The organism is Aeromonas diversa CDC 2478-85, from assembly GCF_000819805.1.
Taxonomy (GTDB): domain Bacteria; phylum Pseudomonadota; class Gammaproteobacteria; order Enterobacterales; family Aeromonadaceae; genus Aeromonas; species Aeromonas diversa.
Genome location: NZ_CDCE01000029.1, coordinates 416157 through 436852, shown reverse-complemented (window position 1 = coordinate 436852; position 20696 = coordinate 416157). Strand labels below are relative to the sequence as shown.

At 63.0% G+C, this 20696-nt stretch carries 29 protein-coding genes; 24 read left to right on the top strand and 5 right to left on the bottom strand.

The genetic code is table 11. The annotated features are described in order from the left end of the window. The first annotated feature begins 120 nt into the window (after nucleotides 1-120). The 24 genes from BN1121_RS11540 to BN1121_RS11425 all read left to right on the top strand — a co-directional run bounded on the left by BN1121_RS11540 (nucleotide 121) and on the right by BN1121_RS11425 (nucleotide 16100). The gene (locus BN1121_RS11540; RefSeq protein ID WP_005356794.1) at nucleotides 121-465 is read left to right on the top strand and encodes a hypothetical protein; all 345 of its coding nucleotides are present in this window, start codon (nucleotides 121-123) and stop codon (nucleotides 463-465) included. A gap of 21 nt (nucleotides 466-486) precedes the next feature. Continuing rightward, entirely contained in the window at nucleotides 487-1083 is a 597-nt protein-coding gene (gene sseB / locus BN1121_RS11535) for a type III secretion system translocon protein SseB (protein ID WP_005356791.1), read from the top strand. A 10-nt stretch (nucleotides 1084-1093) separates the two neighbouring features. Next, the gene (locus tag BN1121_RS11530) at nucleotides 1094-1915 is read left to right on the top strand and encodes an EspA family secreted protein (protein WP_005356788.1); all 822 of its coding nucleotides are present in this window, start codon (nucleotides 1094-1096) and stop codon (nucleotides 1913-1915) included. Nucleotides 1916-1925: 10 nt separating this feature from the next. Beyond that, complete coding sequence (locus tag BN1121_RS11525) at nucleotides 1926-2393, top strand: SycD/LcrH family type III secretion system chaperone (protein WP_005356785.1); 468 nt, start codon at nucleotides 1926-1928, stop codon at nucleotides 2391-2393. After that, the gene (locus BN1121_RS11520) at nucleotides 2390-3820 is read left to right on the top strand and encodes a type III secretion system translocon protein (RefSeq protein WP_005356783.1); all 1431 of its coding nucleotides are present in this window, start codon (nucleotides 2390-2392) and stop codon (nucleotides 3818-3820) included. Before BN1121_RS11525 ends, BN1121_RS11520 begins: the two co-directional genes overlap by 4 nt. A 16-nt stretch (nucleotides 3821-3836) precedes the next feature. Beyond that, entirely contained in the window at nucleotides 3837-4427 is a 591-nt protein-coding gene (gene sseD / locus BN1121_RS11515; RefSeq protein ID WP_005356779.1) for a type III secretion system translocon protein SseD, read from the top strand. Nucleotides 4428-4440: 13 nt separating this feature from the next. After that, nucleotides 4441-4824 (top strand): type III secretion system effector protein SseE, encoded by a 384-nt coding sequence (gene sseE, locus BN1121_RS11510; protein WP_005356777.1) that lies wholly within the window; start codon nucleotides 4441-4443, stop codon nucleotides 4822-4824. Continuing rightward, nucleotides 4800-5411 (top strand): GNAT family N-acetyltransferase, encoded by a 612-nt coding sequence (locus BN1121_RS19040; RefSeq protein WP_005356774.1) that lies wholly within the window; start codon nucleotides 4800-4802, stop codon nucleotides 5409-5411. The genes sseE and BN1121_RS19040 overlap by 25 nt, the downstream gene beginning before the upstream one ends. After that, on the top strand, nucleotides 5395-5838 hold the full coding sequence (locus BN1121_RS11500; protein WP_005356770.1) for a CesT family type III secretion system chaperone: 444 nt from the start codon (nucleotides 5395-5397) through the stop codon (nucleotides 5836-5838). Before BN1121_RS19040 ends, BN1121_RS11500 begins: the two co-directional genes overlap by 17 nt. Nucleotides 5839-5867: 29 nt before the next feature. Then, the gene (locus BN1121_RS11495; protein WP_231553029.1) at nucleotides 5868-6587 is read left to right on the top strand and encodes a hypothetical protein; all 720 of its coding nucleotides are present in this window, start codon (nucleotides 5868-5870) and stop codon (nucleotides 6585-6587) included. 102 nt (nucleotides 6588-6689) lie between these two features. Continuing rightward, complete coding sequence (locus BN1121_RS11490; protein ID WP_005356763.1) at nucleotides 6690-7178, top strand: SycD/LcrH family type III secretion system chaperone; 489 nt, start codon at nucleotides 6690-6692, stop codon at nucleotides 7176-7178. Between the two features lie 9 nt (nucleotides 7179-7187). Continuing rightward, nucleotides 7188-8186, top strand: coding sequence for a hypothetical protein (locus tag BN1121_RS11485; RefSeq protein WP_005356761.1), 999 nt, complete (start codon nucleotides 7188-7190; stop codon nucleotides 8184-8186). Between the two features lie 92 nt (nucleotides 8187-8278). Beyond that, nucleotides 8279-8680: a hypothetical protein gene (locus tag BN1121_RS11480; protein ID WP_005356758.1), complete on the top strand. Its 402-nt coding sequence runs from the start codon at nucleotides 8279-8281 to the stop codon at nucleotides 8678-8680. Continuing rightward, nucleotides 8677-10155: an EscC/YscC/HrcC family type III secretion system outer membrane ring protein gene (locus tag BN1121_RS11475; protein WP_043597806.1), complete on the top strand. Its 1479-nt coding sequence runs from the start codon at nucleotides 8677-8679 to the stop codon at nucleotides 10153-10155. Before BN1121_RS11480 ends, BN1121_RS11475 begins: the two co-directional genes overlap by 4 nt. A 7-nt stretch (nucleotides 10156-10162) precedes the next feature. Next, nucleotides 10163-11338: a type III secretion system inner membrane ring subunit SctD gene (gene sctD, locus BN1121_RS11470; RefSeq protein ID WP_005356755.1), complete on the top strand. Its 1176-nt coding sequence runs from the start codon at nucleotides 10163-10165 to the stop codon at nucleotides 11336-11338. Nucleotides 11339-11347: 9 nt separating this feature from the next. Continuing rightward, nucleotides 11348-11587 carry an EscE/YscE/SsaE family type III secretion system needle protein co-chaperone gene (locus BN1121_RS11465; protein ID WP_005356752.1) on the top strand — a complete coding sequence of 80 codons (240 nt, stop codon included), beginning with the start codon at nucleotides 11348-11350 and terminating at the stop codon, nucleotides 11585-11587. Between the two features lie 95 nt (nucleotides 11588-11682). Continuing rightward, nucleotides 11683-12366 (top strand): helix-turn-helix domain-containing protein, encoded by a 684-nt coding sequence (locus tag BN1121_RS11460; protein WP_005356750.1) that lies wholly within the window; start codon nucleotides 11683-11685, stop codon nucleotides 12364-12366. Nucleotides 12367-12375: 9 nt separating this feature from the next. Next, complete coding sequence (sctF, locus tag BN1121_RS11455; RefSeq protein ID WP_005356746.1) at nucleotides 12376-12597, top strand: type III secretion system needle filament subunit SctF; 222 nt, start codon at nucleotides 12376-12378, stop codon at nucleotides 12595-12597. Between the two features lie 4 nt (nucleotides 12598-12601). Beyond that, nucleotides 12602-12865 carry an EscG/YscG/SsaH family type III secretion system needle protein co-chaperone gene (locus BN1121_RS11450; RefSeq protein WP_005356732.1) on the top strand — a complete coding sequence of 88 codons (264 nt, stop codon included), beginning with the start codon at nucleotides 12602-12604 and terminating at the stop codon, nucleotides 12863-12865. Then, nucleotides 12862-13122, top strand: a complete 261-nt coding sequence (sctI, locus tag BN1121_RS11445) for a type III secretion system inner rod subunit SctI (RefSeq protein ID WP_005356730.1) — start codon at nucleotides 12862-12864, stop codon at nucleotides 13120-13122. The genes BN1121_RS11450 and sctI overlap by 4 nt, the downstream gene beginning before the upstream one ends. Then, nucleotides 13119-13844: a type III secretion system inner membrane ring lipoprotein SctJ gene (gene sctJ / locus BN1121_RS11440; protein WP_005356728.1), complete on the top strand. Its 726-nt coding sequence runs from the start codon at nucleotides 13119-13121 to the stop codon at nucleotides 13842-13844. The genes sctI and sctJ (BN1121_RS11440) overlap by 4 nt, the downstream gene beginning before the upstream one ends. Beyond that, a complete protein-coding gene (locus tag BN1121_RS11435) occupies nucleotides 13841-14389 on the top strand; it encodes a type III secretion system domain-containing protein (RefSeq protein WP_005356726.1) in 549 nt (182 codons plus the stop codon). The genes sctJ (BN1121_RS11440) and BN1121_RS11435 overlap by 4 nt, the downstream gene beginning before the upstream one ends. Continuing rightward, nucleotides 14386-15048, top strand: coding sequence for a hypothetical protein (locus BN1121_RS11430; RefSeq protein ID WP_005356724.1), 663 nt, complete (start codon nucleotides 14386-14388; stop codon nucleotides 15046-15048). Before BN1121_RS11435 ends, BN1121_RS11430 begins: the two co-directional genes overlap by 4 nt. Before the next feature lie 23 nt (nucleotides 15049-15071). Then, complete coding sequence (locus tag BN1121_RS11425; RefSeq protein WP_005356722.1) at nucleotides 15072-16100, top strand: TyeA family type III secretion system gatekeeper subunit; 1029 nt, start codon at nucleotides 15072-15074, stop codon at nucleotides 16098-16100. A gap of 104 nt (nucleotides 16101-16204) precedes the next feature. Here the strand turns inward: BN1121_RS11425 and BN1121_RS11420 are convergent, their stop codons facing one another. The 5 genes from BN1121_RS11420 to sctJ (BN1121_RS11400) all read right to left on the bottom strand — a co-directional run bounded on the left by BN1121_RS11420 (nucleotide 16205) and on the right by sctJ (BN1121_RS11400) (nucleotide 20691). Continuing rightward, the gene (locus BN1121_RS11420) at nucleotides 16205-16603 is read right to left on the bottom strand and encodes a type III secretion system chaperone family protein (protein ID WP_005356721.1); all 399 of its coding nucleotides are present in this window, start codon (nucleotides 16601-16603) and stop codon (nucleotides 16205-16207) included. Between the two features lies 1 nt (nucleotide 16604). Next, on the bottom strand, nucleotides 16605-18614 hold the full coding sequence (locus tag BN1121_RS11415) for a patatin-like phospholipase family protein (protein WP_197065754.1): 2010 nt from the start codon (nucleotides 18612-18614) through the stop codon (nucleotides 16605-16607). 102 nt (nucleotides 18615-18716) lie between these two features. Next, nucleotides 18717-19349, bottom strand: coding sequence for an HrpE/YscL family type III secretion apparatus protein (locus BN1121_RS11410; RefSeq protein ID WP_005348000.1), 633 nt, complete (start codon nucleotides 19347-19349; stop codon nucleotides 18717-18719). Continuing rightward, entirely contained in the window at nucleotides 19328-19954 is a 627-nt protein-coding gene (locus BN1121_RS11405; protein WP_005347998.1) for a Yop proteins translocation protein K, read from the bottom strand. Before BN1121_RS11405 ends, BN1121_RS11410 begins: the two co-directional genes overlap by 22 nt. Next, the gene (gene sctJ, locus BN1121_RS11400) at nucleotides 19954-20691 is read right to left on the bottom strand and encodes a type III secretion system inner membrane ring lipoprotein SctJ (RefSeq protein ID WP_269420424.1); all 738 of its coding nucleotides are present in this window, start codon (nucleotides 20689-20691) and stop codon (nucleotides 19954-19956) included. The genes BN1121_RS11405 and sctJ (BN1121_RS11400) overlap by 1 nt, the downstream gene beginning before the upstream one ends. Nucleotides 20692-20696: the final 5 nt, after the last annotated feature.

Sequence of the window (20696 nt, the reverse complement as noted above, 5' to 3'; positions counted from 1 at the left end):
CATCAGACAGACCAGGAACGCACGCGTCCAAACAGCAAAGAGGGCGCAGTTTCTCGAAAGTCGCCCCCCCCGGGAGGGGCCTAGCATCCCCTCCATCGGCAACCAAAAGGAGTCATATCCATGAGCCAGCAATCCACCCATCCCCTGCAACACCTGATGCAGGATCTGCAGCTTCGCCAGCACAAGCTCGGTGAGCAGATGGCCGCCTTCCAGGCCCTGCAACAAGAGATCACCGACCTCAAGACCAAGGCTCCCCATGACCCCGAGGCGCAGCAGCGTCTCGAGCGTCTCTCCCGCGCCATGCAGCAGGAGCTGCGTCCCCTGCGCGAACAGCTGGGAGAGTGCATGGGACGACTGCAGACCCATTTCACTTCCCTTGAGGCTTCCCTCAAGCAACCCGGCAGTGGATCGCCTGCTGGCACCACAGCCAAAGCGGCCCCTTCCCTTGGGCGCCGTTTTATCTAACCCCTGATCGAGGAGATCATCATGAGCTTCGCCACTCACTTCTCTACCGCCTCTGCTGTTACTTCCTCTCCAGACTATGACGCCTACCTGGACCGCAAGTCCGGCCAGGGTGACAACCTGATGTCCGAGGGGATCAGCGTCCTCTATAAATTCATGACCCTGTTCTCGGACCTGGCCCAGGGTAAATATGACCAGATGAGCGCCAAGGCCGACCGCGCCCGAGACTCCCAGCAGGCCGCCAATCAGGTCGACGCCATCATCTCCAGACTGGCCAAGGCCGATGACAAGGGAGACCTTTCCCCCGAGGTGATCCAGTACCTGCGCGATCACCATATCGCCATCACGGTGCAAAACGATGGCAAGAACTCCACCAGCGATATCGACAGCTATCTCAAGAGCATCGGCCACGCGGATGGCAAGGGGCTCGACAAGGGCCAACTGGACGTGATCAAGGGCGCGCTCGAAACCGACTCCGGCCGCTGCTCCGATTTTGTGACCCAGGCTCAGCTCCAGATCCAGAAGACCATGCAGTCCTACAACGTCTGCGTCAGCCTCATCAACAGCATGCAGACCCTGCTGGCCGAGATGAACAAGTCCATCGCCCAGAACATCCGTTAAGGAGCGCATCATGACTTTTGCCACCCACTTCGCAGGCAGCCCTCCGATTGCCGCCGGCAGTGGCTACGACGCCTACGTGGATCGCAAGGCCAGGGAGGGAGACAACCTGATGTCCGAGGGGATAAGCGTCCTCTACAAGTTCATGACCCTCTTCTCGGATCTCGCCCAGGTCCGCTACGACCAGATGAGTGCCAAGGCCGACCGCGCCCGGGACTCCCAGCAGGCCGCCAACCAGGTCGACGCCATCCTCTCCAAACTGGCCAAGGCCGACGACAAGGCCGCACTGCCGCCCGACGTCGTCCAGTACCTGCGCGACCACCATATCGCCATCACGGTGCAGAACGATGGCAAGAACTCCACCAGCGATATCGATAGCTGGCTCAGGGCCAATAATCCGGCATCCCCCTACCTCGACAAGCTGCTCGGCTATATCGCTCAGTCAGGGCCGCTGGGAATGCGTTCAGACCAATGGCAAGACGTGGTGCGTTACATGGATGACCACAACGTTCGTGTCGATGGTCAGCGTTGCTGTGACTACATCTGGGGGCTTCCAGAGGTCGGGATGCGGAGCTATCAGAACGTCAGCAAGGAGCATATGCAGCATATCGCCGACACCCTGAAAAATGCATCGGCAGGCCTGGACAAGGGTCAGCTGGATGTGATCAAGGGGGCGCTCGAGACCGACTCCGGCCGCTGCTCCGACTTTGTCACCCAGGCTCAGCTCCAGATCCAGAAGACCATGCAGTCTTACAACGTCTGCGTCAGCCTGGTGAACAGCATGCAGACCCTGCTGGCCGAGATGAACAAGTCCATCGCCCAGAACATCCGCTAAGGAGGATGAGATGACAGAACAAGACGATCTGGCCACGGTGCGCGACTTCCTCAATCAGGGGGGAACGCTGCAGGCCCTGATCAATCTGGACCCGGTCGACCTGGACCATGTCTATGCCTATGCCTGCCAGCTGTTTGAGGCGGGGGATTACGCCGGAGCCAAGCGCTTTTACATGCTGCTCTCGCGCCTCTCCCACTGGCAATACGACTACTGGTTGGCACTGGGACTCTGTTGTCAGCGTCTCGAGGAGCACGATCAGGCCCTCTTCTGCCTCGGTCAGGCGGGACTGCTCAGGCTCGACGATCCCAAGCCTCCTTATCTGGCAGGCCTCAGTTATCGCCAGCGTGCCCAACCGGAGCAGGCGGCCAAGGCCTTCCAGGCGGCGCTCAAGTGGTGCGCCGACAAGCCGCAACACCTCGTTATCAAGGGCGAGATCCAGCGCCAACTCTCGGCACTGGTACAGGAGGTTCAGCCATGAACAGCATCACCGAGACCCGCTATGGCAACACCCAGCTCGGGGTCAACCCGCAGGGGCTGGAGCCACCGACAGCCAGCCAGCCCCCGGTCGGCGCCGGCGCCCTCGATCCTCTGGCGCCGCCGCTTCCCAAGCGGGAGCATGGCCGTGGTGATCCCCTCAATGCGCCACCACCTCCCCGCCAACCGGTGACCCTGCGCCTGGCCGAAGGGGCACTGAACCGCATCCTGGAGGCCTTTGGTCCCCGGGTCGATGGCAAGCCCATCACCCTGGCCGATATCGAGCGCACGCCGATGGAGGCGATGAGCCTGGCGGCGGCACTGCTGGGGGTGAAATCCCTCGGTGACAACGCCAACCTCAAGTCCCTCGCGCTGGAGATCCGCACCCAGGGGGCCGAGAACCTGCGCCTGCGCCAAAACGAGGACCTGCGCAAGCAGGTCGACAAGGCCATCGAGGATCAACAGAAGGCGCACAAGGCCGGCATCTTCTCCGCCATTGTCGACTGGATTGTCTCGGTTGCCGAGGTGATCAGCGGTGTCGCCAAGCTGGTCGTCGGCGACTACGCCGGGGGGGCCATGGATCTGGCGGCCGGCTGCGCCGGTCTGGTCAAGGCGGCGTGCGAGACCCTGGCCCTCATCGATACCGCCAACGCCGACAAGTACAAGGCGATCGCCGATGTGGCCGGCAAGGTTCAGCTCGCCTTCGAGATCGCCGGCATGATGGTGGATCTGGTGAGCGTCGGTCGTGGCGTCATGGCCGCCAAGTCGGTAGCCAAGACCTCGGAGACTGTGATGGAGGGCGCCGCGGGACAAGCCGTCCACACGGCCGTCGCCCAGGGCAGCGAGGCCGCCGTCAAGACCGCTGCCGCCGAAGTGGGCAAGCAGGTGGCAGAGCAGGTCTCCGAGCAGGTGGCCAAGAACATCGCCGAGCAGACCACCCGCTTCCTGGGACAGGGACACCTGCTGGAGGCCTTTAGCAAACAGGCCATCGAACAGATGGTCACCAAGGCCGTCGAGACTGCCGCCAAGAAGGCGATGGAGTCCGGCGCCAAGGCCACGGCCGAAGAACTCACCAAGCAGGTGGTCAAGGAGGTGCAGCGGGCCGTGATCCACGCCGCCGTCTCCGCCAGCCTCAAGAGTGCCCCCAATATCGCCAAGGCAGTCACCCGCGCCAGCGTGCAAGGTGCCAATGGGGTATTCCAGGGCGAGATCGCCAAGGAGCGGGCCGAGCTGCAGAAGATAGTGCAGACGCTGATCAACGAGAGCAGCTTCATGCAGTTCATGCTCGACGAGTTCGAAAAAATCAAGAAACGGGCCAAAGAAGATATTGGCAACCTGATGGACGGGGCAGGCAAGGCCCTCTCTGCCGGATCCGATGCCCAGCTCAAGACCGGCGCCATGCTCAGCAGCATTGCCGCCAACATCGCCTGAGAAAAAGGAGCGTAACATGAACACCATCGATAACAGCACCAGCGCCGTCGGCTCTCTGAGCACCCTGACCTCCACCCCCGGGGATCAGGGGGGGGATGCCATCGGCCAGCTCAACGAGCTGATGGTTCAGTTGGGGCAACTCTTTGGCAAGCTGCGCGACGTCTTGCGCCAGTACCAGCAGACCCAACAAAACAACGCCTTCCAGATGCAGAAGACCTCGTTCAATACCCGTCTCGATGCCATCGAGAAAGACTTTGATGCCAAGCAATCCCAGGCCATCGCCCAGATTGTCGGCGGCGTTGCCCAGGGGGTGTTTGGGGCTCTGAGTGCCAAGTCCGAGGGATTGAGTGGCATCGGTGGGGTCGGTCACGGGATCGACAGCATCGCCCAGGGGATTGCCGGTGTCAGCTTTGGTAATCAGGCCAGCCGTGAGGCCCAGGAGGGACAGGCCCTGGCCGACTACCAGCATGGCCTGGCCGAGCAGCAACTCAAGCGCGCCGACGAGACACTGGACAAGGCCCTCAAGGTCTCCAGCGACCTGCGCGAGATCCTGACGACCCTGACCCAGGCCCATGAGCGCCTCTCCAGCAGCGTGCGCATGTCCTAAGGGGGAGAAGAAGATGGATGATGTCACCCGCTTTATGCAGACCCAGGGGCTGCACCCGGCCCCGGAGCGCTTCCTCGGCAGCGACTTTCTGGCCGGGCAACGGATCGAGACGCCCCGCTTCCAGCTGGTCTACCGCCAGGAAGGTGAGCGTCTCATCCTGTGCGACTTTTCCGCCCGCGAGAGCGATGGCCAGGCCGTACTGGCCCTGATAACTCTACTGCGCAGACTAACTCGCTCGGTGCCACTCCTGCGCTATATCGACGCCATGATCCTGCCGGCCTCCCACGATCGGCAGCTCGACCTGGCCCGGCGACGTCTGAGTGAACTGATGCTGGCCGAGGGGGCGCAACCGGTACGGCTGGATGACGAGCTATGGCTGCGCTACCGCTGTCACTGAGCCGCCGCTCCCTCTACCCGGACACCCTGGTGGAAGCGGACTACCCGGCCTATCGGGCGCTCTATGCCGACCCCAGGGTTGCCCTCCTCACCGGGCTCCCCGCCAGGATGGAGGAGCGCGCGGCCAGACGCTGGTTCGACAACGCGTTGGCCTTTCCCTCCGAGCAGGGCCGGATCAGTGCCCTGCGCCAGGAGGGGGAGAGGGCCCTGTGCGGCGTCGTGCGCCTGACCGACTGGGAGCAAGAGGCTGGCATCATCACGCTGAGCTATGCCCTATCTCCACGCCTGTGGGGAGAGGGGCTGATGCTGAGCTGCCTCTCTGGCCTGTTGCCATCTCTGTTTGCCGGTGTGTTGGGCCATCCCCTGCACCGGGTCCAGAGCTGGGTTCAAGCCGACAACCACCGCTCTCGGCGCCTGCTCGAGCGGCTCGGTTTTCGCCATGAGGGTACTTTGCGCGGGCTGTTTCGTAATGAGCAAGGTCACCATGACATCTGTGTCTATGGCCTCTTGTGCGATGACCCAACTCAGAGAGCGCCAGGCGATCACTGGTTACTGACCCAAGGAGCCATAGATGAATACCGATATTGATCAGCAGCTCGCACACATGGGGAGCCACGCCCGCTTAGAGCAGAGTGGGGTCGAGACCCTGACCCTGGAGCGGGACGATGGCACTGCCTATCTCGTCACTGTGCTGAGGGATCCCGACGGGATGAGGCTTCACCTGACGGTGCGTTGTAGTCAGCCGCTGCCCGATGTGTTGACGCGCCCCCTCTTTCTGCATCTGGCTCATCAGGCCCTCGAGCCGATGCGTGGCGGTGATGGCATCGGCATCTATCCCGACAGCGATCGCCTGACCCTCTACCGGACGCGAGATCTTCGCGCGTCCATCCTGTTAGCCGACGAGATTGCCTCAATGCTTGATCTCGCCGAGCAGTGGGACTCGCGGTTGCTCGAGGCGACAAGCAACCCTCTCGAGCCCAACCAAAGCCCCTTTTTCCATGGCCTGATGGCTTAACCCTTCCACTGACAACCGAGAGGTGCATCATGGAGTCTCTTTCCCAATCAGCACGTGTCCAACTGAACCAACAACTCTCAACGCTGCAACACCAGCAGATGCCTGCCACCTTTACCCTTAGCGCCAAGGGTAACAACAGTTTTTCACACACCTATACCGTGACCATCAGTCGGGGGGGGGATGCGCAATATCATGCCGACGTCAGCCGCAACTATCTGTTCGGTAAAGGATCAAGTGACGGCAAGACCTCCCGGGCGCTAGCCACCTACATCCAAAGCCGACTGCCCCAACCACAGCGCCAGCAACCCCTTGCGCCACCTAGTCTGCAGCAGGTTCAGCCCCCCCAACCCAACCCGCAGTCGCAGTCGCAGCGGCAACAGACCTTTGACCAGCTCTTTCCCCCCCTGCCACCCCGAAGTGACGACGAGGATCGCGCCCTGAGAGATGCCCGCTACCAAAGAGACAAGCATCAGGCTGCCTTTCTGGCGATACAACCCGGCCCCCCAAACGCCAACCCTGACGACAACGCCATATCCGATGCCGTCAACCGCCTCACATCAGGCTTCGTCAAGAGTGATTACCACAGGGAGGGGACCAAACAACTGGGCATCCTCTTGGGCAACCTCTCCCGACAGGGATACGACATCAGCAACCACGCTCTGCAAGACGCCGTGTTTGGTGTACACGCGGCCTACCACAGTGCCGGTTATGACTCCATTAACAGCGTCTATCAGACGCTCCTGAAATAACACGGCCAAAGGCGTAAACCAGAAAGAAAACGCCATTTTGCCAAAAGGGTGCCCGGCCAAAGTGATTAGGCTGGGCACCATCATTTTGAGGAGAGACTTACCATGAATTCGTCAGATCGGCAGGAACAGACCGACACCATACTCCAGCACTGCCTCGCACTGCTGGAGGGTAACACCACCTTGGCGACCCTCAACCAGACGCCTCCTGATGAGCTTGAGCGCCTCTACGAGCGCGCCTATCACGCCTGGAACCGGGGTGAGCGTGACGAGGCGACCGGGCTCTTCGCCTTTCTCGCCCTGCAACAACCTCTGGATCGCCGCTTTCCCTTTGCCTTCGCCTGCGCCCTCAAGGAGCAGGGGGAGTATCGCCATGCCCTGACTCTCTTCTCCCAGACCCTGGCGATGCAGGCCAATGATCCCTTCGCCCCTTTCCATATCGCCGAGTGCCTACTGGCACTCGGTGAAACCGATGCGGCCCGCGATGCCCTCGATGCGGTCATCGCCCTCTGCTTCGGGCAGGCAGAGCAGGACCCGCGCTACGACGCGCTGCGCCAGCGGGCAGAAGCCCTGCTGGCCGCACTCAATCACTAGGAGCAATAGATGGAGCACATTTCCTCACTGCGCTTATCTCAAGACGCAGTCAACCTCGAGCCCTCCCCGATCCAGGGGAAGCAAGATATCGGCATTCAGTGCGATGGCTTGGGGCTGGAGCCACCCCGTTCGCAGGCCCACCTGGAGGCCCCGAATCTCAATGAATTGCAACAGACTGCGGACGAGGCAACCCAGAAAGCCAGGCAGTGCGGGGTCGATATGGCCAAGCGCAGCTTTGTCGCCAAGGTGCTGACCCTGGTCGCCGCCAGTGCCGTATTGGTAGCTGCCGCCCTGGTGACCGGTCTCACCGGCGGCGCCGGCATCCCACTACTGGCGTTGGCCGGCGTCGGTTTTGCCATGGCGGTAGGCGATGTGGCCTGTGCCTACAAGGATTGGCAGAGCAAGAAACAAGGGGGGGAAGGGCTCGCCATGGGAGCAGACGCCCTGGGCAACGCCATCCACTGGCTGGGCAAACGCTGTGGCGCCTCGGACGAAAAAGCCAAGCTGATCGCCACCTATACCTCTTTGTTGACCCGTGGTGCCCTGGCCGTCAGCACCGTCGCCATCGGTGGTTTCCTTCCCGTCGCCGCCCCTGCCGCTCTCGCTCATGCCATGCCGGCCATCACGGTGGGCAAGGTGGCCATCGAGATAGTGGCAGGGGGCGTTAATGCCAATGCGACTCGAAAAGGGGGGCAGCAACAGGCACAGAAGCTCGAGGCCCAGGGTCTGCACGGGCAGCTTCAGGGACACCAGGCGGCCGTCGATCGGCTGCAGCCACACCTTGACCAGGCGCAGATCGAGAATGCAGACCTACAGAGCCGCCTCGGCCAGGTCAATCAGGATCTGCAGGCACACGCTCACGCCCTCGAGCAAATGGAGCAAGATCAGCAACAGCTACGAGCACTGCTGGCTGAAGTCGAAAAGAAAAAAACACTCTTCATCGATGCGCTTGCCCATGTACTGCAAAATCCGACAAGCCCACCCCTACGCCGCCATAGCTTTGCCTGATCCCGAGGCCGCGCCATGCGCGGCCTTTTTCTCGCCTCAATTCAGGTGTGCACCCGATACGAAAAGGAGCCCCTGCCTCCCATCATGATCCCATGAACAGAGACCTCACTCCCCCACAAGCCCTGCAGCGGCTGGCCAGGATGATAGCGCATCCCGTCTGGAGTCAGGGTAACCGGACTCTCACCGGCACCCTGCAAGGACGGCGCCTCAAGGGGCGCGACTTTGCCACCGGCCCCTGCATCGCCATGACGCTGACCTGGCCACCCGAGCAAGCCCGTCAGGCCTGCCTGCTGCTGGCGGCGACGCCAGAGGCGTGTGACGACGCCCTTTATCTGGAGCAGGGGGAGCTGTGGCTGCTGCGGCGCTATCCGGCGATCTTGACCGAGGTGGAGCTGGAGCTGCTTCTGAAGCAACAACTGGCCATGGCGGCACTGCTGGTCCCCGCGGCCCGCACTTCGCCCCCACCACGCCCCTTCATCGGGAGGTTTGCATGAAACACAAGGCGCTACACCTGCTCTGGACCGGGCTCTTCTGCGCCCAGACCCTGGCCCAGCCGATCCCCTGGCGGGGGGCCCCCTACTTCGTCTCCAGCCAGAATACCCCGCTCGCCTCTGTGCTGCGGGATCTGGGGGCCAACTCCGGGCTGCCTGTGGTGGTCAGCCCGCGCATCACCGAGGCCTATGCCGGTGAGCTGCAAGACCAACCCAGGGGCCGGGTATTGAGCGAGCTGGCCCGTCTCTACCAACTGCTCCCCTACTACGATGGCAACACCCTCTACGTCTACAAGGCTCAGGAGATGGAGCAGGCGGTGCTCTCGCCGGCCTACCTGAGCGGTGGTGCCATGGCGCGCCTGCTGCGCCACAGTGGCCTGCTCGACGGGGCCGCCTGCCAGGTGCGCCAGGTGGGCAGCTCCAACAGTCTGCAGGTCAACGGGGTGCCGGCCTGCCTGAACCAGGTCAATACCCTCGCCAAGCAGCTCGACGATCAAGACCTTAATCAAGAGCAAAACAAGGAGACGGTGGCCGTCTTCCCCCTCAAATACGCCAGTGCCAGCGACACCAGCTACAGCTATCGCAATCAGAGTGTAGTGGTGCCCGGGGTGGTGTCGGTCTTGCGGGAGATGGCCCAGGGGCGCGCTCTCCCCCTGCCCGACAACAAGAGCCCGGTCCCCATCGATGGCGGAGGCCTGCCCACCTTCTCGGCCGACCTGCGCCAAAACGCCGTGCTGGTGCGGGATCGCCAGCAGAACATGGGGCTCTACAAGAGCCTGCTCCCCCAGCTCGACCAGCGTCCGACCCTGGTGGAGATCTCGGTGGCCATCATCGATGTGGATGCCGGGGACATCAACGAGCTGGGGATAGACTGGTCCGCCTCGGCCCGCATCGGTGGCGGTAGCGTCAGCTTCAACAGCGGCGGCCTGAACTCCGACAGCTTCTCCTCCCTCATCTCCAACTCGGGCAATTTCATGGTCCGCCTCTCCGCCCTGGAGCAGCAATCCAAGGCGCGCATCGTCTCGCGCCCCTCTGTGGTGACCCTGGACAATGTGCAGGCGGTGCTCGATCGCAGCATCACCTTCTATACCAAGCTCGAGAGCGAGAAGAACCCCAAGCTCGAGTCGGTCACCGCCGGCGCTCTGATGCGGGTCACCCCCCGCCTCATTCATGAGGCGAGCGGTAACAAGGTGCTGCTCACCCTCAACATCGAAGATGGTCGTCAGGGGGAGCCCATCAGCCGCACCGAGTCGCTGCCCCAGATCCAGAATGCGGAGATCGCCACCCAGGCCACCCTCAATCTCGGTCAGGCCCTGCTGCTGGGTGGCTTCGTACAGGATGAGCACACCCAGGGGGTACGCAAGATCCCCCTGCTCGGTGATCTGCCGCTCATCGGCGGTCTGTTTCGCAGCACCACCCAGAAAGAGCACAGCGTGGTCCGTCTCTTCCTGATCAAGGCTGAACCCCGTCAGATGTGAGGTCGCCATGGAAACCAGCTTCAAACTCAAGTTACTCAACGGCCCCTTGCTGGGTCAGGAGCTTCGCCTTCCCCCCGGCCCCTTTACCCTGGGGGCCGCAGAGAGCGACCTGCTGCTGCCCCTCGAGCGGGGCGAACAGGCCAGGCTGGAGGTGACCCCGAGCGGCGTCGCCCTCTGCTCCGATACCCCCTGCTGGGTCGCGGGTCGCCGCCAGGGTGAGGGGGTGCTCCCGATCCACGCGGGGATCGACCTGGCCGGCGTCCACTTCGTGCTGGCCCACTCCGATGAGGAGCCCCCTCTACTCCTTATCGCACGCCGTCGCAGCAAGCAGACCTTCCCCCTGTGGGCTCTGCTGGCCACCCTGGCGCTCTCGGCCGGGGCGGCCACCCTGCTGTGGCCTGCCCAGCCGATACCGACCCCCTCCCCCCACGACTGGCTGCCCGCAGCGCTGGCCACCGAGCCTGGCCTGCAGGGGAGCTGGCAGGGCGATGGCTCCCTGGTATTGAGTGGCCGCTGCCGCGCCAGCCGCCCCCTGATGGCGCTCACCGCACGGCTGCAGGCGGCCGGCGTTCGCCTTCAGCAGGAAGCCATCTGCGATGACGATCTGCAGCGCTCGGTCAAGGCCCTGCTGGCCAGCTACGGCTATCCGGACATGACGGTCACGCTTGACCCCCATGGAGAGGCTCAGATCGACGGGGCCTTTCAGGGGGATACCAGCGATCTGGCCCGGGCTCTGGATCAACTACCCGGGCTGCGCGGCTGGCAGCTATCGGATCACGGAGCCCAGCAGCTGGAGAGCCTCATCACGGCGCTGGCACAGGGCAACCTGCTCGATGGCCTCAGCGCCCGACGCACCGAGCACGCCTGGCTGCTCTCGGGACAGCTTGACCCCGAGCAGCAGGTTCGGCTCGAGGCTCTGCTCGAGCGGCTTAACCAGGGCCGAACCGAACGCCCTCTGCGCTTTATCGGTGCCGCCGGCAGCGTGACCGAGCTCGACTACCTGCCCTCCCCCATGGCGGGGATCGGTGGCAACGCCAGCGCTCCCTATCTGCAGTTGACCAACGGCATGCGCCTGCTGCCCGGCACTCCGGTCAAGCAGGGAATGCGGGTGGTCGCCGTGGCGCCAGACGGCGTCTCTCTGGCCGGCCGCCAGCGCCTCGTTTTTCTTCCCTTGCACAGTTGAGAGGATTCCATGGATACCCTGACCCACCTCGAAGAGCGCCTCACCCACGACCCCCAAGGGCTGCTCAGACACCAGTTGATCGACCAGCTTGACGCCGGTGCCCATCAGCTGGCCCAGGCCCTGCGCCAACCCCAGCCCCCGGAGGAGTACGCTCGTCTCGAACGCCAGCGGCAATCTTGCCTGGCGGCGCGCGCCGTGATCGAAACCCTCTGGTTGCGCGCCCAACACAGCGCTTCCCGGGGTCGATGACGCGGGGTCTGCCACGCCAATTCAGGTGATGACCTGATGGGGGGAATGCCCTGGCGGCCCCATGATGAATCCAGGATCCCAAACAGGAGCACACCATGCCAACACTGCACCTACTGCTCGTACCCTCTTTGCAGAGCCGCAGCGCTCTCAACGAGCCCGGCGTGTTGCTCACCACGGGCCCCGTGCCCGAGGAGGGACACCTCTTTAGCTACCGCGGTCAGCGGCTGCAACCCATCTGCCGGGAGCTGCAGCATCTGATGGAGGGCGGCTGCGATCACCCCTCCACTCAACCCGCCCTGCCAGTCCCGATGGAGCCTGCCCTGCTGCAAACCCTGATCCGGCTGGGTCAAGCCGATGACGAAGCGATGCTACGACTGGTGCTGGCTTATGCCCTGACGGTGGAGCGCCGCCGCTGCTCGGCGCTGCTGCGCCCTCTGGTCGCCGCCGATGCAGATCTCTTCGAGATGCTGCACCGCTATCGTCTGGAGCCCTGGCCGGTGGCCCGCTATGCGGATCTCTTCGGCCTCTCCCAGCGCAAATTCAACCAGCTGTTTCGGGAGAAGTTCGGCATGTCCGCCAAACAGTGGTTGCAGCAACAACGACTGGAACACGCAAGGGCGCTGCTCGAGACCACCCCCAAGAAGGTGATCGACGTGGCGCTGGAGTCGGGCTTTTGTAATGCCGCCCACTTCTCAGACAGCTTTCGGCGCCACTTCAGCCAGACCCCGAGCGAAGTACGGCGCGGTGATGCCAGCGAGTCGCTGGCCAGACAATCCTAAGGAGAGCCCATGAACATCGATGCCATCGTCGCCCAGCTGGGCAGCCAGGTCTCGCGTACCGCCAACGATGCCCAGACCGCCATGGCGTCCAGCGACATCAATAACGATCCCCAGGCCATGTTGCGGTCCCAGTACGCCATGCAGCAGTACTCGGTCATGATCGGCTACGAGAGCTCGGTCATGAAGGCCGTCAAAGACATGATGATGGGCATCATCAGCAAGATAGGGTGACCCTATGAACTATCCCCTTCCCCGTCTCATCGTCGAAGCCGGCTTTGCCGCCGTCAACCATGGCCTGCGCGCCGAGTTGCACGACATCCTGGCCGCCCTGCCCGACTGGCTGGATGACCCCGGCCAACTGGCCCAGTGCGAGGCCATCCTGCTCTTTGGTTTGGGCCGTCGCCGGGCTGCCAGCGCTCGTCTCGCGTGCCTGCCGGCCGAGGAGTGCCTGCCCCTGCGAGCCCTGCTCGCCCCCCCGTCAGAGGAGAAAAGATCATGACCATCGATGCCATTCACGCCATCGGCCAAGCTCTGGCACCGCTGAACCCGCTTGCTCAAGCCAACCCTGCCGAGGTTGATCTGCCCACCCAACAGCGCTTCGCCGCCCTGCTCAACAGCCCCCAGACCAGCGACTCGCCGAACGGGCTGATGGGGGCCCAGAGCACCCTCACCGAGCTGGCGGTCGGCGTCGACCTCACCGCCAAGGTAGCCGGCTCCCTCGGCCAAACCATCAACAAACTGGTGAACCTGTCATGAGAGCCGTGCTGCTGATGCTCTGCGTGCTGCCGCTGCTGGGAGGCTGCAAGAGCGAACTCTATACCCGACTCGATGAGGCCGAGGCCAACCAGATGCTGGCCCTGCTCATCTACAACCGAATCCAGGCCGACAAGAGCGTCGAGAAGGAGGGGGTCACCCTGAGGGTGGATCAGGATCGCTTCGTGGATGCCGTCGAGGTGCTTCGACAAAATGGCCTGCCACGCCGACGCACCGTGACCATGCAGGACCTCTTCCCAAGCGGCCAGCTGGTCTCCTCTCCCGAGCAGGAAGAGGCCAAACTCAACTACCTCAAGAGCCAGCAACTCGAGAAGATGCTGGGTAGCATGGACGGGGTCATCACCGCCGAGGTGTCGGTGGCCGAGCCCAGATCCCAGGAGGGTGAGCCCCCCGCCCCCTCCTCGGCCGCCGTCTTCATCAAATACAGCCCCGAGGTCAACCTGCCGGCGCGGGAGGCCGAGATCCGCGCCCTGATCCGCAATGGCATACCCGGCCTCACCCCGGATCGCATCAGCCTCACCCTGCAGCGGGCCGAGTACCGCTATCAGCCCACGGCCACACCCGAGCAGGTACCCCATGGCCTCACCCTCTATGGGCAGGCGCTCCCCTGGCAGGCTCTGGGGGCCGCCGCAGCCACCGCCCTGCTGGGGATGATGGCAACCCTGGCCATCTGGTGGCGTCGCCGGACCGGGAGGGCGGCATGAGCCCCTCCCTGCAAGCCTTCTACCGCCTGTGGCACTGCCCGGGTCAGGTGATGGATCCCGCCTGGTGGGCCCATACGGGGCTCAACAGGTGGAGCTTCACCTATGAGCGCTATCCCTTGACCCGACCGGATCTCGACCGCCTGCTGCGCCAGCAGCTGGCACTGGAGGGCAAGCCCCCTGCGCTGACCCCCCTCGCCGACGAACTGCTGCAGGAAGGGCGCCGTGAGACCCTGTTGCTGGCCCTCGGTCTCTGGGCCATGCAGGGAGGGGCCCTGCTCTTGCTGCGTCCCTATCGGGAGAGCCTGGCCAAGCGGCTAGACAGCCTGAGTCTGGGTCAGTTGCAGGCGCTGCTCCCCAGTGGCCCTCTACCCGAACTCGACCCCGAGTCGCTGCCAGAGACGGCCATGGGCCTGGGGGCGGCCTGGCTCGCCCACACCCAGGATCCGGCCCTGCGTGCCTGCCGGCTGTTCCTTGCTCCCGGCGAGCAGCCGCCCCCCCGGGAGTGCCCGAGCCCTGTGCTGCAAAAACTCGTGAGGTGGCTATGAACAATCCGCTGAATCTCGTCATCGGGACCCTGCCAGGGCCCTGCCCCCGGGAGCGACTGACGCGCGATCTGCTGGCCGAGCGGGAACAGACCCGCCAGCGTCTGGACGAGATCCTGGCTCAGGGCCATGAAGCGGCGGCGGCCCTGCGCGCCGAGGGGGAAGCCTGCCTGGCCCAGGCCAGGGAAGAGGCGGCTCGCCTGCTCGAAGCCGCCAGGAGTGAAGCCAAAGCGTTGGCCCTGGCGGCCCGGGCCAGCGCCGCCGAGGAGGCGGTACAATGGCTCTGTGGTGAGCAGGAGATGGAGCGGCTCATCGCCCGTGAGGTGAGTCAACGCTGGCGACACCTCACCGCTCAGGCCCTGGAGGAGCTGCTCGGGCAGCAGGATCAGAACGCGCTGCTGCTGCGCCGCATCGAGCGCCGTGTCGCCGAGCTGCTGCCTGGTGGCAGAATCACCCTGCTGCTGCCCCCTGCCGCCATGGCAGCCGCCAACGCGAGCTGGGGCGAGGTTAACGAGGTCACGCTCCAGGCCGATCCCGACTTAAGCGAGGGACAAGCCATCCTGGATAACGGACTGGTTCGCATCCATCTGGACAATCTGGTGCAACAGGCGAGCCTGCTCGAGCGCTTCACCGACGCCCCCGCCACCCGACAACAGGCCTGACGGCCCCATCGCAAGGAGCCCATATGCTCAACATCAATCTGATTGGTCGGGTCCCCACCGAGAGCCAGAGTCAGGCCCAGCCCCTGACCCCCCACGAGAGCAATGCCCCCTCGGTGCTGGCCCTGGCCCAGGCCGAGCTATCAGAATTTCAAAGCGACGCCCTGGAGGAGACCCAGGAAGATCTCGGCTTTGCCCTGGGCGGACGCCTCAAGGATATGCGCCGCAGCAAGGAGGAAGAGGTGAGCGGGCGCAGCCGTGTGCTGATGCACAAGCTGGTAGCCGAGGTGGCCCTGGTCGAGCCAAGCGAGCTGGAACATCAGCTCGATGACGGCGCCTGGCAGCAGTCACCCCAGCTCCTCGCGGCCCTTCAGGCCGAACATCCCGAGCCCGGCGCTGCGGCGCTGCAACTGGCTCTCTGGCTCGCCCACGGCAAGCCAGATGGTCGGCTTCGCACTCGCATGGAGCAGGCGCTGACCTCCCTGATGGGAGAAGAGGAGACGACTCTCTCGCTATTTGGTGCCCTCGAGTTTGGGGTCGTGACGCCCGGCCTGCGCCAGGAGCTGGTGCGCCTCTATCAAAGAGCCAGCGCCCCGCGCCAGAAACTCTCCCAATGGCTGGGGCAACCGGGGGAGCGGCGGCAGCGGCAACGCAAGATCCGCACCCTGCTGCGTCTGATCTCCTATGAGCTCTCGGCCAGCGGTCAACCCATAGTCGGTAACCATCTGGCCGCCGTGATCGGCGATCTCAGACAGCTGCTTCGCCTGCTCGGGCTGGAAGCCTACTGCGATCAGGCCGCCACCGCGCTCGGCATGCCAGCCATCAGCGGAGAGGGGCTGATGGCCATGGTGGTCCAGATTGTCGAACAGATCTGGGTCAACGCCGATTCCCTCGAGGAGATGCTGCCCCCCCAGTCGCCGCTGGAGCACTATCGGCTGTTGCATGCCCTGGGCAAGCTGATCCAGCTGCTCCCCGACGAGTGTTTCGGAGACACAGAGCAGCGCCATCAGCTCGATGAGGCGATCCGGGCTCTGCGCGATCGCTATGCCGGATGAAAGAGCGGTGCCCGAATCTAATAACAAGAAGCCCTCGGCAATGATATTGCCGAGGGCTTTCTCATGATGGTGGGGCCTCCATCAGCGCTTATCAGGAAGCAGGCTCAAACAAAGAGGCTGCCTTCCCGGCTGGGGGGAACATAGTCAGACTCTTGCAACAACGGCAGCAGCGTAGCATGGGCACTGTGGAGTAGATCACAGGCCGATTGGCATGCACCGAGGGACGCCTCCTCTTCCAAAGAGAGCCACAGCAGCAAGTGGCCACGTCCGTCAGCCGACAGTCGTGCCGGCTGCAAGGTCGACTGCGGACTGTTGGCCTGCAGCAACATCAGCACGACCCCGGAGAGCGCCTTTGACGGCATGGGCGCTAACGGAAGAGCCAGCACATATTGACCGCTCATGTTTTCCAGCCATAACTCCGGGGCCGACTCGAACCGGATCCGTCGACTCTCACCCATGCCGGGCAGTGTTTGCCCCAATTCATTCAGCCATTCGGTCAGCATATTATTCCACCATCATCCAGGCTTTAGCCTGGTTCACCGTCGTTGAGGAGAGCGGCTTGCTCCAGGGCTTGTTACGAGCACCGTAATTGTCTGCCAGCTCTTGCAGGGCACGATTGACCTCTGTGGCTGTCTGAGCCTGGTTCAGTGCATGCTCGGTCCGGCGCAGCAATGCCACATTGGACCCGGGTTGTCCGAGGCGAAACAGGGATGGATAGATCACCTCATGGATAATATTGCGGGCGACCGTGCTCACTTCGCGCGACCTGGCTTCACTCTTGCCCTGATCCAGAATGGGGAACTGTCCGGACGGCGCATCACTGTTGAGCAAGCGGGCCAGCGCCGTGTTATCAGGCTGATTGAGCTGACCGACAATCCACTCCCGCCGTGCGGGGGATTCAGCCAGTGTATCCAGTTGTGTCAAGGCATGAGCCATCTCGGCAGACAGCGACAGGCGAGGCGCGGCCTCCTGCGTCAGTACCGATGCCACCAGCGTGGAAAGATGCTCTTGTGCCTGCTGGCGGAACTGGGCCGTGGCGTGTAGCTCTTGCCCGCCCTCTTGCGCCACCGCCGCAAAATCCCGGTCCGGCAGGGCCAACAGCGCCGACTCAAGATCCTCGAAGTGATAGTGCTGACGGTCGCTTTCCCGGGCGGTCAGATGCGAATTGACGGCATCGGCCAGCTTCTCCTGCAGATGACCCTTGTCCGCATCGCTCATGGTGAAGTTGAGTGTGCCACCGAGCGTGTCGGTAAAGTCGCCTCGCTCGGTTTTCAGCGGTACTGTGACCATTTGATCGGCAAAATCTGCCAGCCCCTTGGCTTGCAGTGCCGAGCGAGCGCCCACAGGCGCCCCGACCACCCAATCCGCCAGGGCGCCTTTCACGGTGCCTTTCTTGGCCTCTTCGCTGCCGTCATCCTCAAACTTCAGGATCAGGTTGTCATGTTCGGCGATGACGCCCCTTCCCAGATCCGGGTTGATGAGTTCCGGGACAGGCACGTTCAACATGACGCCCCCATCTTGCAGCGACAGCCGTTCACCTTCCTTCAGGAAGGGCTGAGACTGCTCTTCGGGGCGGCTGAATACGATGGGGAAAGAGCCGGAGATATGGGCTGCACGAGCAATCTCCATATCGGGCGTCAGGCTGGCATTGAAGACGATCATCTGTGGCCGGCCATCGAACATGCCCGTGCCCGTGATATTCAGCTCCTTGATCGCCGGAATATGGCGGCTGAGCAGTGCAAGATCCCCGAAGGTGACCCCGCCACCTTGCCCCAGGCGTTGCCTGATGGCCGCGACTTCGGGTCTGGCATTCAATTCGGGACGGGCATCAAGATGCGCCAATACGGAGTGGTTCGACTCCTTCTTGAGGATTCTCTCCAGCGGCACCGCCTCCGACTGCAGTCGCGGCAAGATATTGCACAATAGCTGTATAAAGCTGCCCACTTTGCTGAGCTTTATCTTCTCAAACAGCCCGGCAACGACCTTGCCATTTTCGCCACTCATATGCTGAGCCAGGCTGATCTTCTTCACCGGCGAATCCAGCAGGGAAATCAGATTCATCTCATCGGACAGGGTTTTAAACTCTCCGGCGTTCATGCCGGCGGCGAGCAATGAAGCCGTGATGGCACCGGCCGAGGAGCCTGACATGGTACGGATTTCGGCAAGCTTTCCCTGCTCTTCCAGTGCCTTGATAGCCCCCGGATAGGCCGCGCCCTTGGCCCCGCCACCACTGAGCACCAGGCTGGTCAGCGGCGGATGCTGCATGGTGACCGAGGCCGAGCCATCCTGATGACGGGTGATCTCTACCTGACGCGGTCCACAAGTTGCACAGATAACATCGCCCTTCGATGACTGCGCGACGGGGGGCTGGCTGACCTGAGTGAGTGGCAATACGGCTCCCTTGCCCTGGCTGCTGGCCAGAGTGGGGGCACGTTCCTGTTGGTCATGAACGGGGGTCGATACGGTATCGGTCTGAGCCGTCGTGGCAAGCCGGGAAGCCTGTTGGATCTGCATGGTGTGTCTCCTGTCGCAATGGAACTCAAGCCATTCTAGGGAGAGTCGCGGCCACCGTTTGACAGCATTGGCCGCAATTTTGTCGATGATACAAATTAATGCTTATGAAAGAGGGTCACCCCGTTCGAGGGTCTGGGAGATGGCCCGTGACAGGGCATCCAGCTGACCATCCAGGCTGGCATCGATAATCCCGACCTCGGTTTCCAGGATGCAGCCGCCCTGGTCCAGCCGGGCGTCGGCCGAGATCTCCAGATAGCCGATTTCGGGAAAATCCTTGTGCACCCTGGCAATCTGCTCGCGGACCGCCGCGACCTGCTCTGGGTGTACCCGCACCGTGACCTGTTTCTGGTTACTCACCAACGACAGCGCTTCTCGCACCACTTTGAGGGTCAATGCCACCTGGTCGTAGTCGTGCAGGATCTTGCGAACGGCCTGCAATACGACCTCGCTCATCTGCTGTTCGACCGTGCGATAGTAGCCCTGACACTGCAACTGGGTCTGGTGGATCAACACGGCCTGCTCACGACGCGCCTGCTCCATGCCGGCTTGCCAGCCAAGTTCGCGCTGCTGCTCGTATACGCTGTGCGCCTCTTGCACTATCTCGGCAGCCTGTGCCCTGGCCGCATCAACCAGTGCCTGTGCACTCAGATAGGACTGATAATCCTGACTGCGCAAGATACGCTGGCCCGGGGCCAGCTGCAGGTGTTCACTCTTTATTTCAACAAATGGCAGCATTGCGGCGTTACCTGTTTGGCTATTTTGAGACAAAGCGCCCGGGCAAGCGGCACCTGCTCACTAGCCAGATGCCATGATGGGGCAGGGAGCGAGGGGGACAGGCGCAAGGCAAGCCGGCGACGCCAACCCGAGTCCGCCTCCCCCGCCGCCGCAAGCCAGAATTGCAATCCGGCTGCCTTCAGATAGGCACCATCCGGTTGCTGCGGCAACGGCTGCTGCCAACCGGATGGCCAGGGACCGATTAACAAATCAAGCTGGGACAACAGGGCCCGGTACCCCTCTTCCCCCAACAGGCTGATGATGTGACGCAAGCCAGCGGCCAACAGGCAATGACGAATGGACTCCCCGTGCAAGACGGCGCCAAGGTAGGTCAACAGGCTGGCGAGCGCCTCTTGGGGAAAGAGAGCCAATCCACCCAGTGGCGAAGGCAACTCATAGGCGATGTCCAATGCCAGCTCATCCAGCAGCGCCTCATTGACCGCCGGCAGGGTGCGCCACTCGGGCATCGCCTCCTGCACCCAACGCCACGATTCGGGAAAGTGACCGTCATCGAGATAGGCTGCCGGGCAAAAACGCAGTTGGTAGGGTGTCAGACCAACCGCCATCAACGACTCCGGCTCCGATGCCACAGGTACTGGGCCAGGTTGGTGGTCACCACCAGCAGCAGTAACAGGGCAATCAAGCCCCCCAGCCGCCACTTCGATGACTCACTCACCTCGATGGAGAAGAGGCTGGTGTTGCGCGATACCAGGGGCATCTGGCGAATATCGGCCGACGGCACCAGCACCACGCTGATCCTGTCGTAGGCCAGTCCTTCGATGCTGTTGTTGACCAACTGCTTGATCTGCGGGATATAGGTGTCCAGCTGGATGTCGGCTGCATGCTTGATGAACACGGACGCCGACGCGGGGGAAGGCTTCTTGCTGATCCCCTCACTCCCCTCGGGCAGCACCACATGCACCCTGGCCACCAGCACGCCGTCGATTTCGGAAAGGGTATGGGAAATCTCCTGGGCCTTTGCGTAGTTCAGGCGTGCCCGCTCTTCGGTCGGGGACGAGATGAGGCCGTCTTTGGGAAAGACATCCTGCAAGGTGGAAAAGCTCTCGCGCGGATACCCCTTGCGCTTGAGCGCCTCGACGGCCTGCGCCACGTCGGACTCTTCCACCAGCAATTTGACATTGCCATCCTTGTCCGGCTGTTTGTCCGAGGAGATCCCCTCGGTACGCAGCAACGCCAGCATCTCGTTGCCTTCCTTCTGGCTGACCCCGGTATAGAGCTCCACCTTGCAACCACCAAGCAGCAGTGAGGTGAACACCACCCCCATCAGCATCGATCTCTTCACACTAC

Excerpts from the sequence above, each read along its gene's own strand:
- sseB (WP_005356791.1), top strand. The coding sequence starts at position 487 with ATGAGCTTCGCCACTCACTTCTCTACCGCCTCTGCTGTTACTTCCTCT.
- sctF (WP_005356746.1), top strand. The coding sequence starts at position 12,376 with ATGAACATCGATGCCATCGTCGCCCAGCTGGGCAGCCAGGTCTCGCGT.
- BN1121_RS11485 (WP_005356761.1), top strand. The coding sequence starts at position 7,188 with ATGGAGCACATTTCCTCACTGCGCTTATCTCAAGACGCAGTCAACCTC.
- BN1121_RS11495 (WP_231553029.1), top strand. The coding sequence starts at position 5,868 with ATGGAGTCTCTTTCCCAATCAGCACGTGTCCAACTGAACCAACAACTC.
- BN1121_RS11435 (WP_005356726.1), top strand. The coding sequence starts at position 13,841 with ATGAGCCCCTCCCTGCAAGCCTTCTACCGCCTGTGGCACTGCCCGGGT.
- BN1121_RS11460 (WP_005356750.1), top strand. The coding sequence starts at position 11,683 with ATGCCAACACTGCACCTACTGCTCGTACCCTCTTTGCAGAGCCGCAGC.
- sctD (WP_005356755.1), top strand. The coding sequence starts at position 10,163 with ATGGAAACCAGCTTCAAACTCAAGTTACTCAACGGCCCCTTGCTGGGT.
- BN1121_RS11490 (WP_005356763.1), top strand. The coding sequence starts at position 6,690 with ATGAATTCGTCAGATCGGCAGGAACAGACCGACACCATACTCCAGCAC.
- BN1121_RS11480 (WP_005356758.1), top strand. The coding sequence starts at position 8,279 with ATGAACAGAGACCTCACTCCCCCACAAGCCCTGCAGCGGCTGGCCAGG.
- BN1121_RS11420 (WP_005356721.1), bottom strand. The coding sequence starts at position 16,603 with ATGCTGACCGAATGGCTGAATGAATTGGGGCAAACACTGCCCGGCATG.
- sseD (WP_005356779.1), top strand. The coding sequence starts at position 3,837 with ATGAACACCATCGATAACAGCACCAGCGCCGTCGGCTCTCTGAGCACC.
- BN1121_RS11520 (WP_005356783.1), top strand. The coding sequence starts at position 2,390 with ATGAACAGCATCACCGAGACCCGCTATGGCAACACCCAGCTCGGGGTC.
- BN1121_RS11415 (WP_197065754.1), bottom strand. The coding sequence starts at position 18,614 with ATGCAGATCCAACAGGCTTCCCGGCTTGCCACGACGGCTCAGACCGAT.
- BN1121_RS11500 (WP_005356770.1), top strand. The coding sequence starts at position 5,395 with ATGAATACCGATATTGATCAGCAGCTCGCACACATGGGGAGCCACGCC.
- BN1121_RS19040 (WP_005356774.1), top strand. The coding sequence starts at position 4,800 with ATGGCTGCGCTACCGCTGTCACTGAGCCGCCGCTCCCTCTACCCGGAC.
- sctJ (WP_005356728.1), top strand. The coding sequence starts at position 13,119 with ATGAGAGCCGTGCTGCTGATGCTCTGCGTGCTGCCGCTGCTGGGAGGC.
- sctI (WP_005356730.1), top strand. The coding sequence starts at position 12,862 with ATGACCATCGATGCCATTCACGCCATCGGCCAAGCTCTGGCACCGCTG.
- BN1121_RS11410 (WP_005348000.1), bottom strand. The coding sequence starts at position 19,349 with ATGCTGCCATTTGTTGAAATAAAGAGTGAACACCTGCAGCTGGCCCCG.
- BN1121_RS11540 (WP_005356794.1), top strand. The coding sequence starts at position 121 with ATGAGCCAGCAATCCACCCATCCCCTGCAACACCTGATGCAGGATCTG.
- BN1121_RS11525 (WP_005356785.1), top strand. The coding sequence starts at position 1,926 with ATGACAGAACAAGACGATCTGGCCACGGTGCGCGACTTCCTCAATCAG.
- BN1121_RS11465 (WP_005356752.1), top strand. The coding sequence starts at position 11,348 with ATGGATACCCTGACCCACCTCGAAGAGCGCCTCACCCACGACCCCCAA.
- sseE (WP_005356777.1), top strand. The coding sequence starts at position 4,441 with ATGGATGATGTCACCCGCTTTATGCAGACCCAGGGGCTGCACCCGGCC.
- BN1121_RS11530 (WP_005356788.1), top strand. The coding sequence starts at position 1,094 with ATGACTTTTGCCACCCACTTCGCAGGCAGCCCTCCGATTGCCGCCGGC.
- BN1121_RS11405 (WP_005347998.1), bottom strand. The coding sequence starts at position 19,954 with ATGGCGGTTGGTCTGACACCCTACCAACTGCGTTTTTGCCCGGCAGCC.
- BN1121_RS11450 (WP_005356732.1), top strand. The coding sequence starts at position 12,602 with ATGAACTATCCCCTTCCCCGTCTCATCGTCGAAGCCGGCTTTGCCGCC.
- BN1121_RS11425 (WP_005356722.1), top strand. The coding sequence starts at position 15,072 with ATGCTCAACATCAATCTGATTGGTCGGGTCCCCACCGAGAGCCAGAGT.
- BN1121_RS11430 (WP_005356724.1), top strand. The coding sequence starts at position 14,386 with ATGAACAATCCGCTGAATCTCGTCATCGGGACCCTGCCAGGGCCCTGC.
- BN1121_RS11475 (WP_043597806.1), top strand. The coding sequence starts at position 8,677 with ATGAAACACAAGGCGCTACACCTGCTCTGGACCGGGCTCTTCTGCGCC.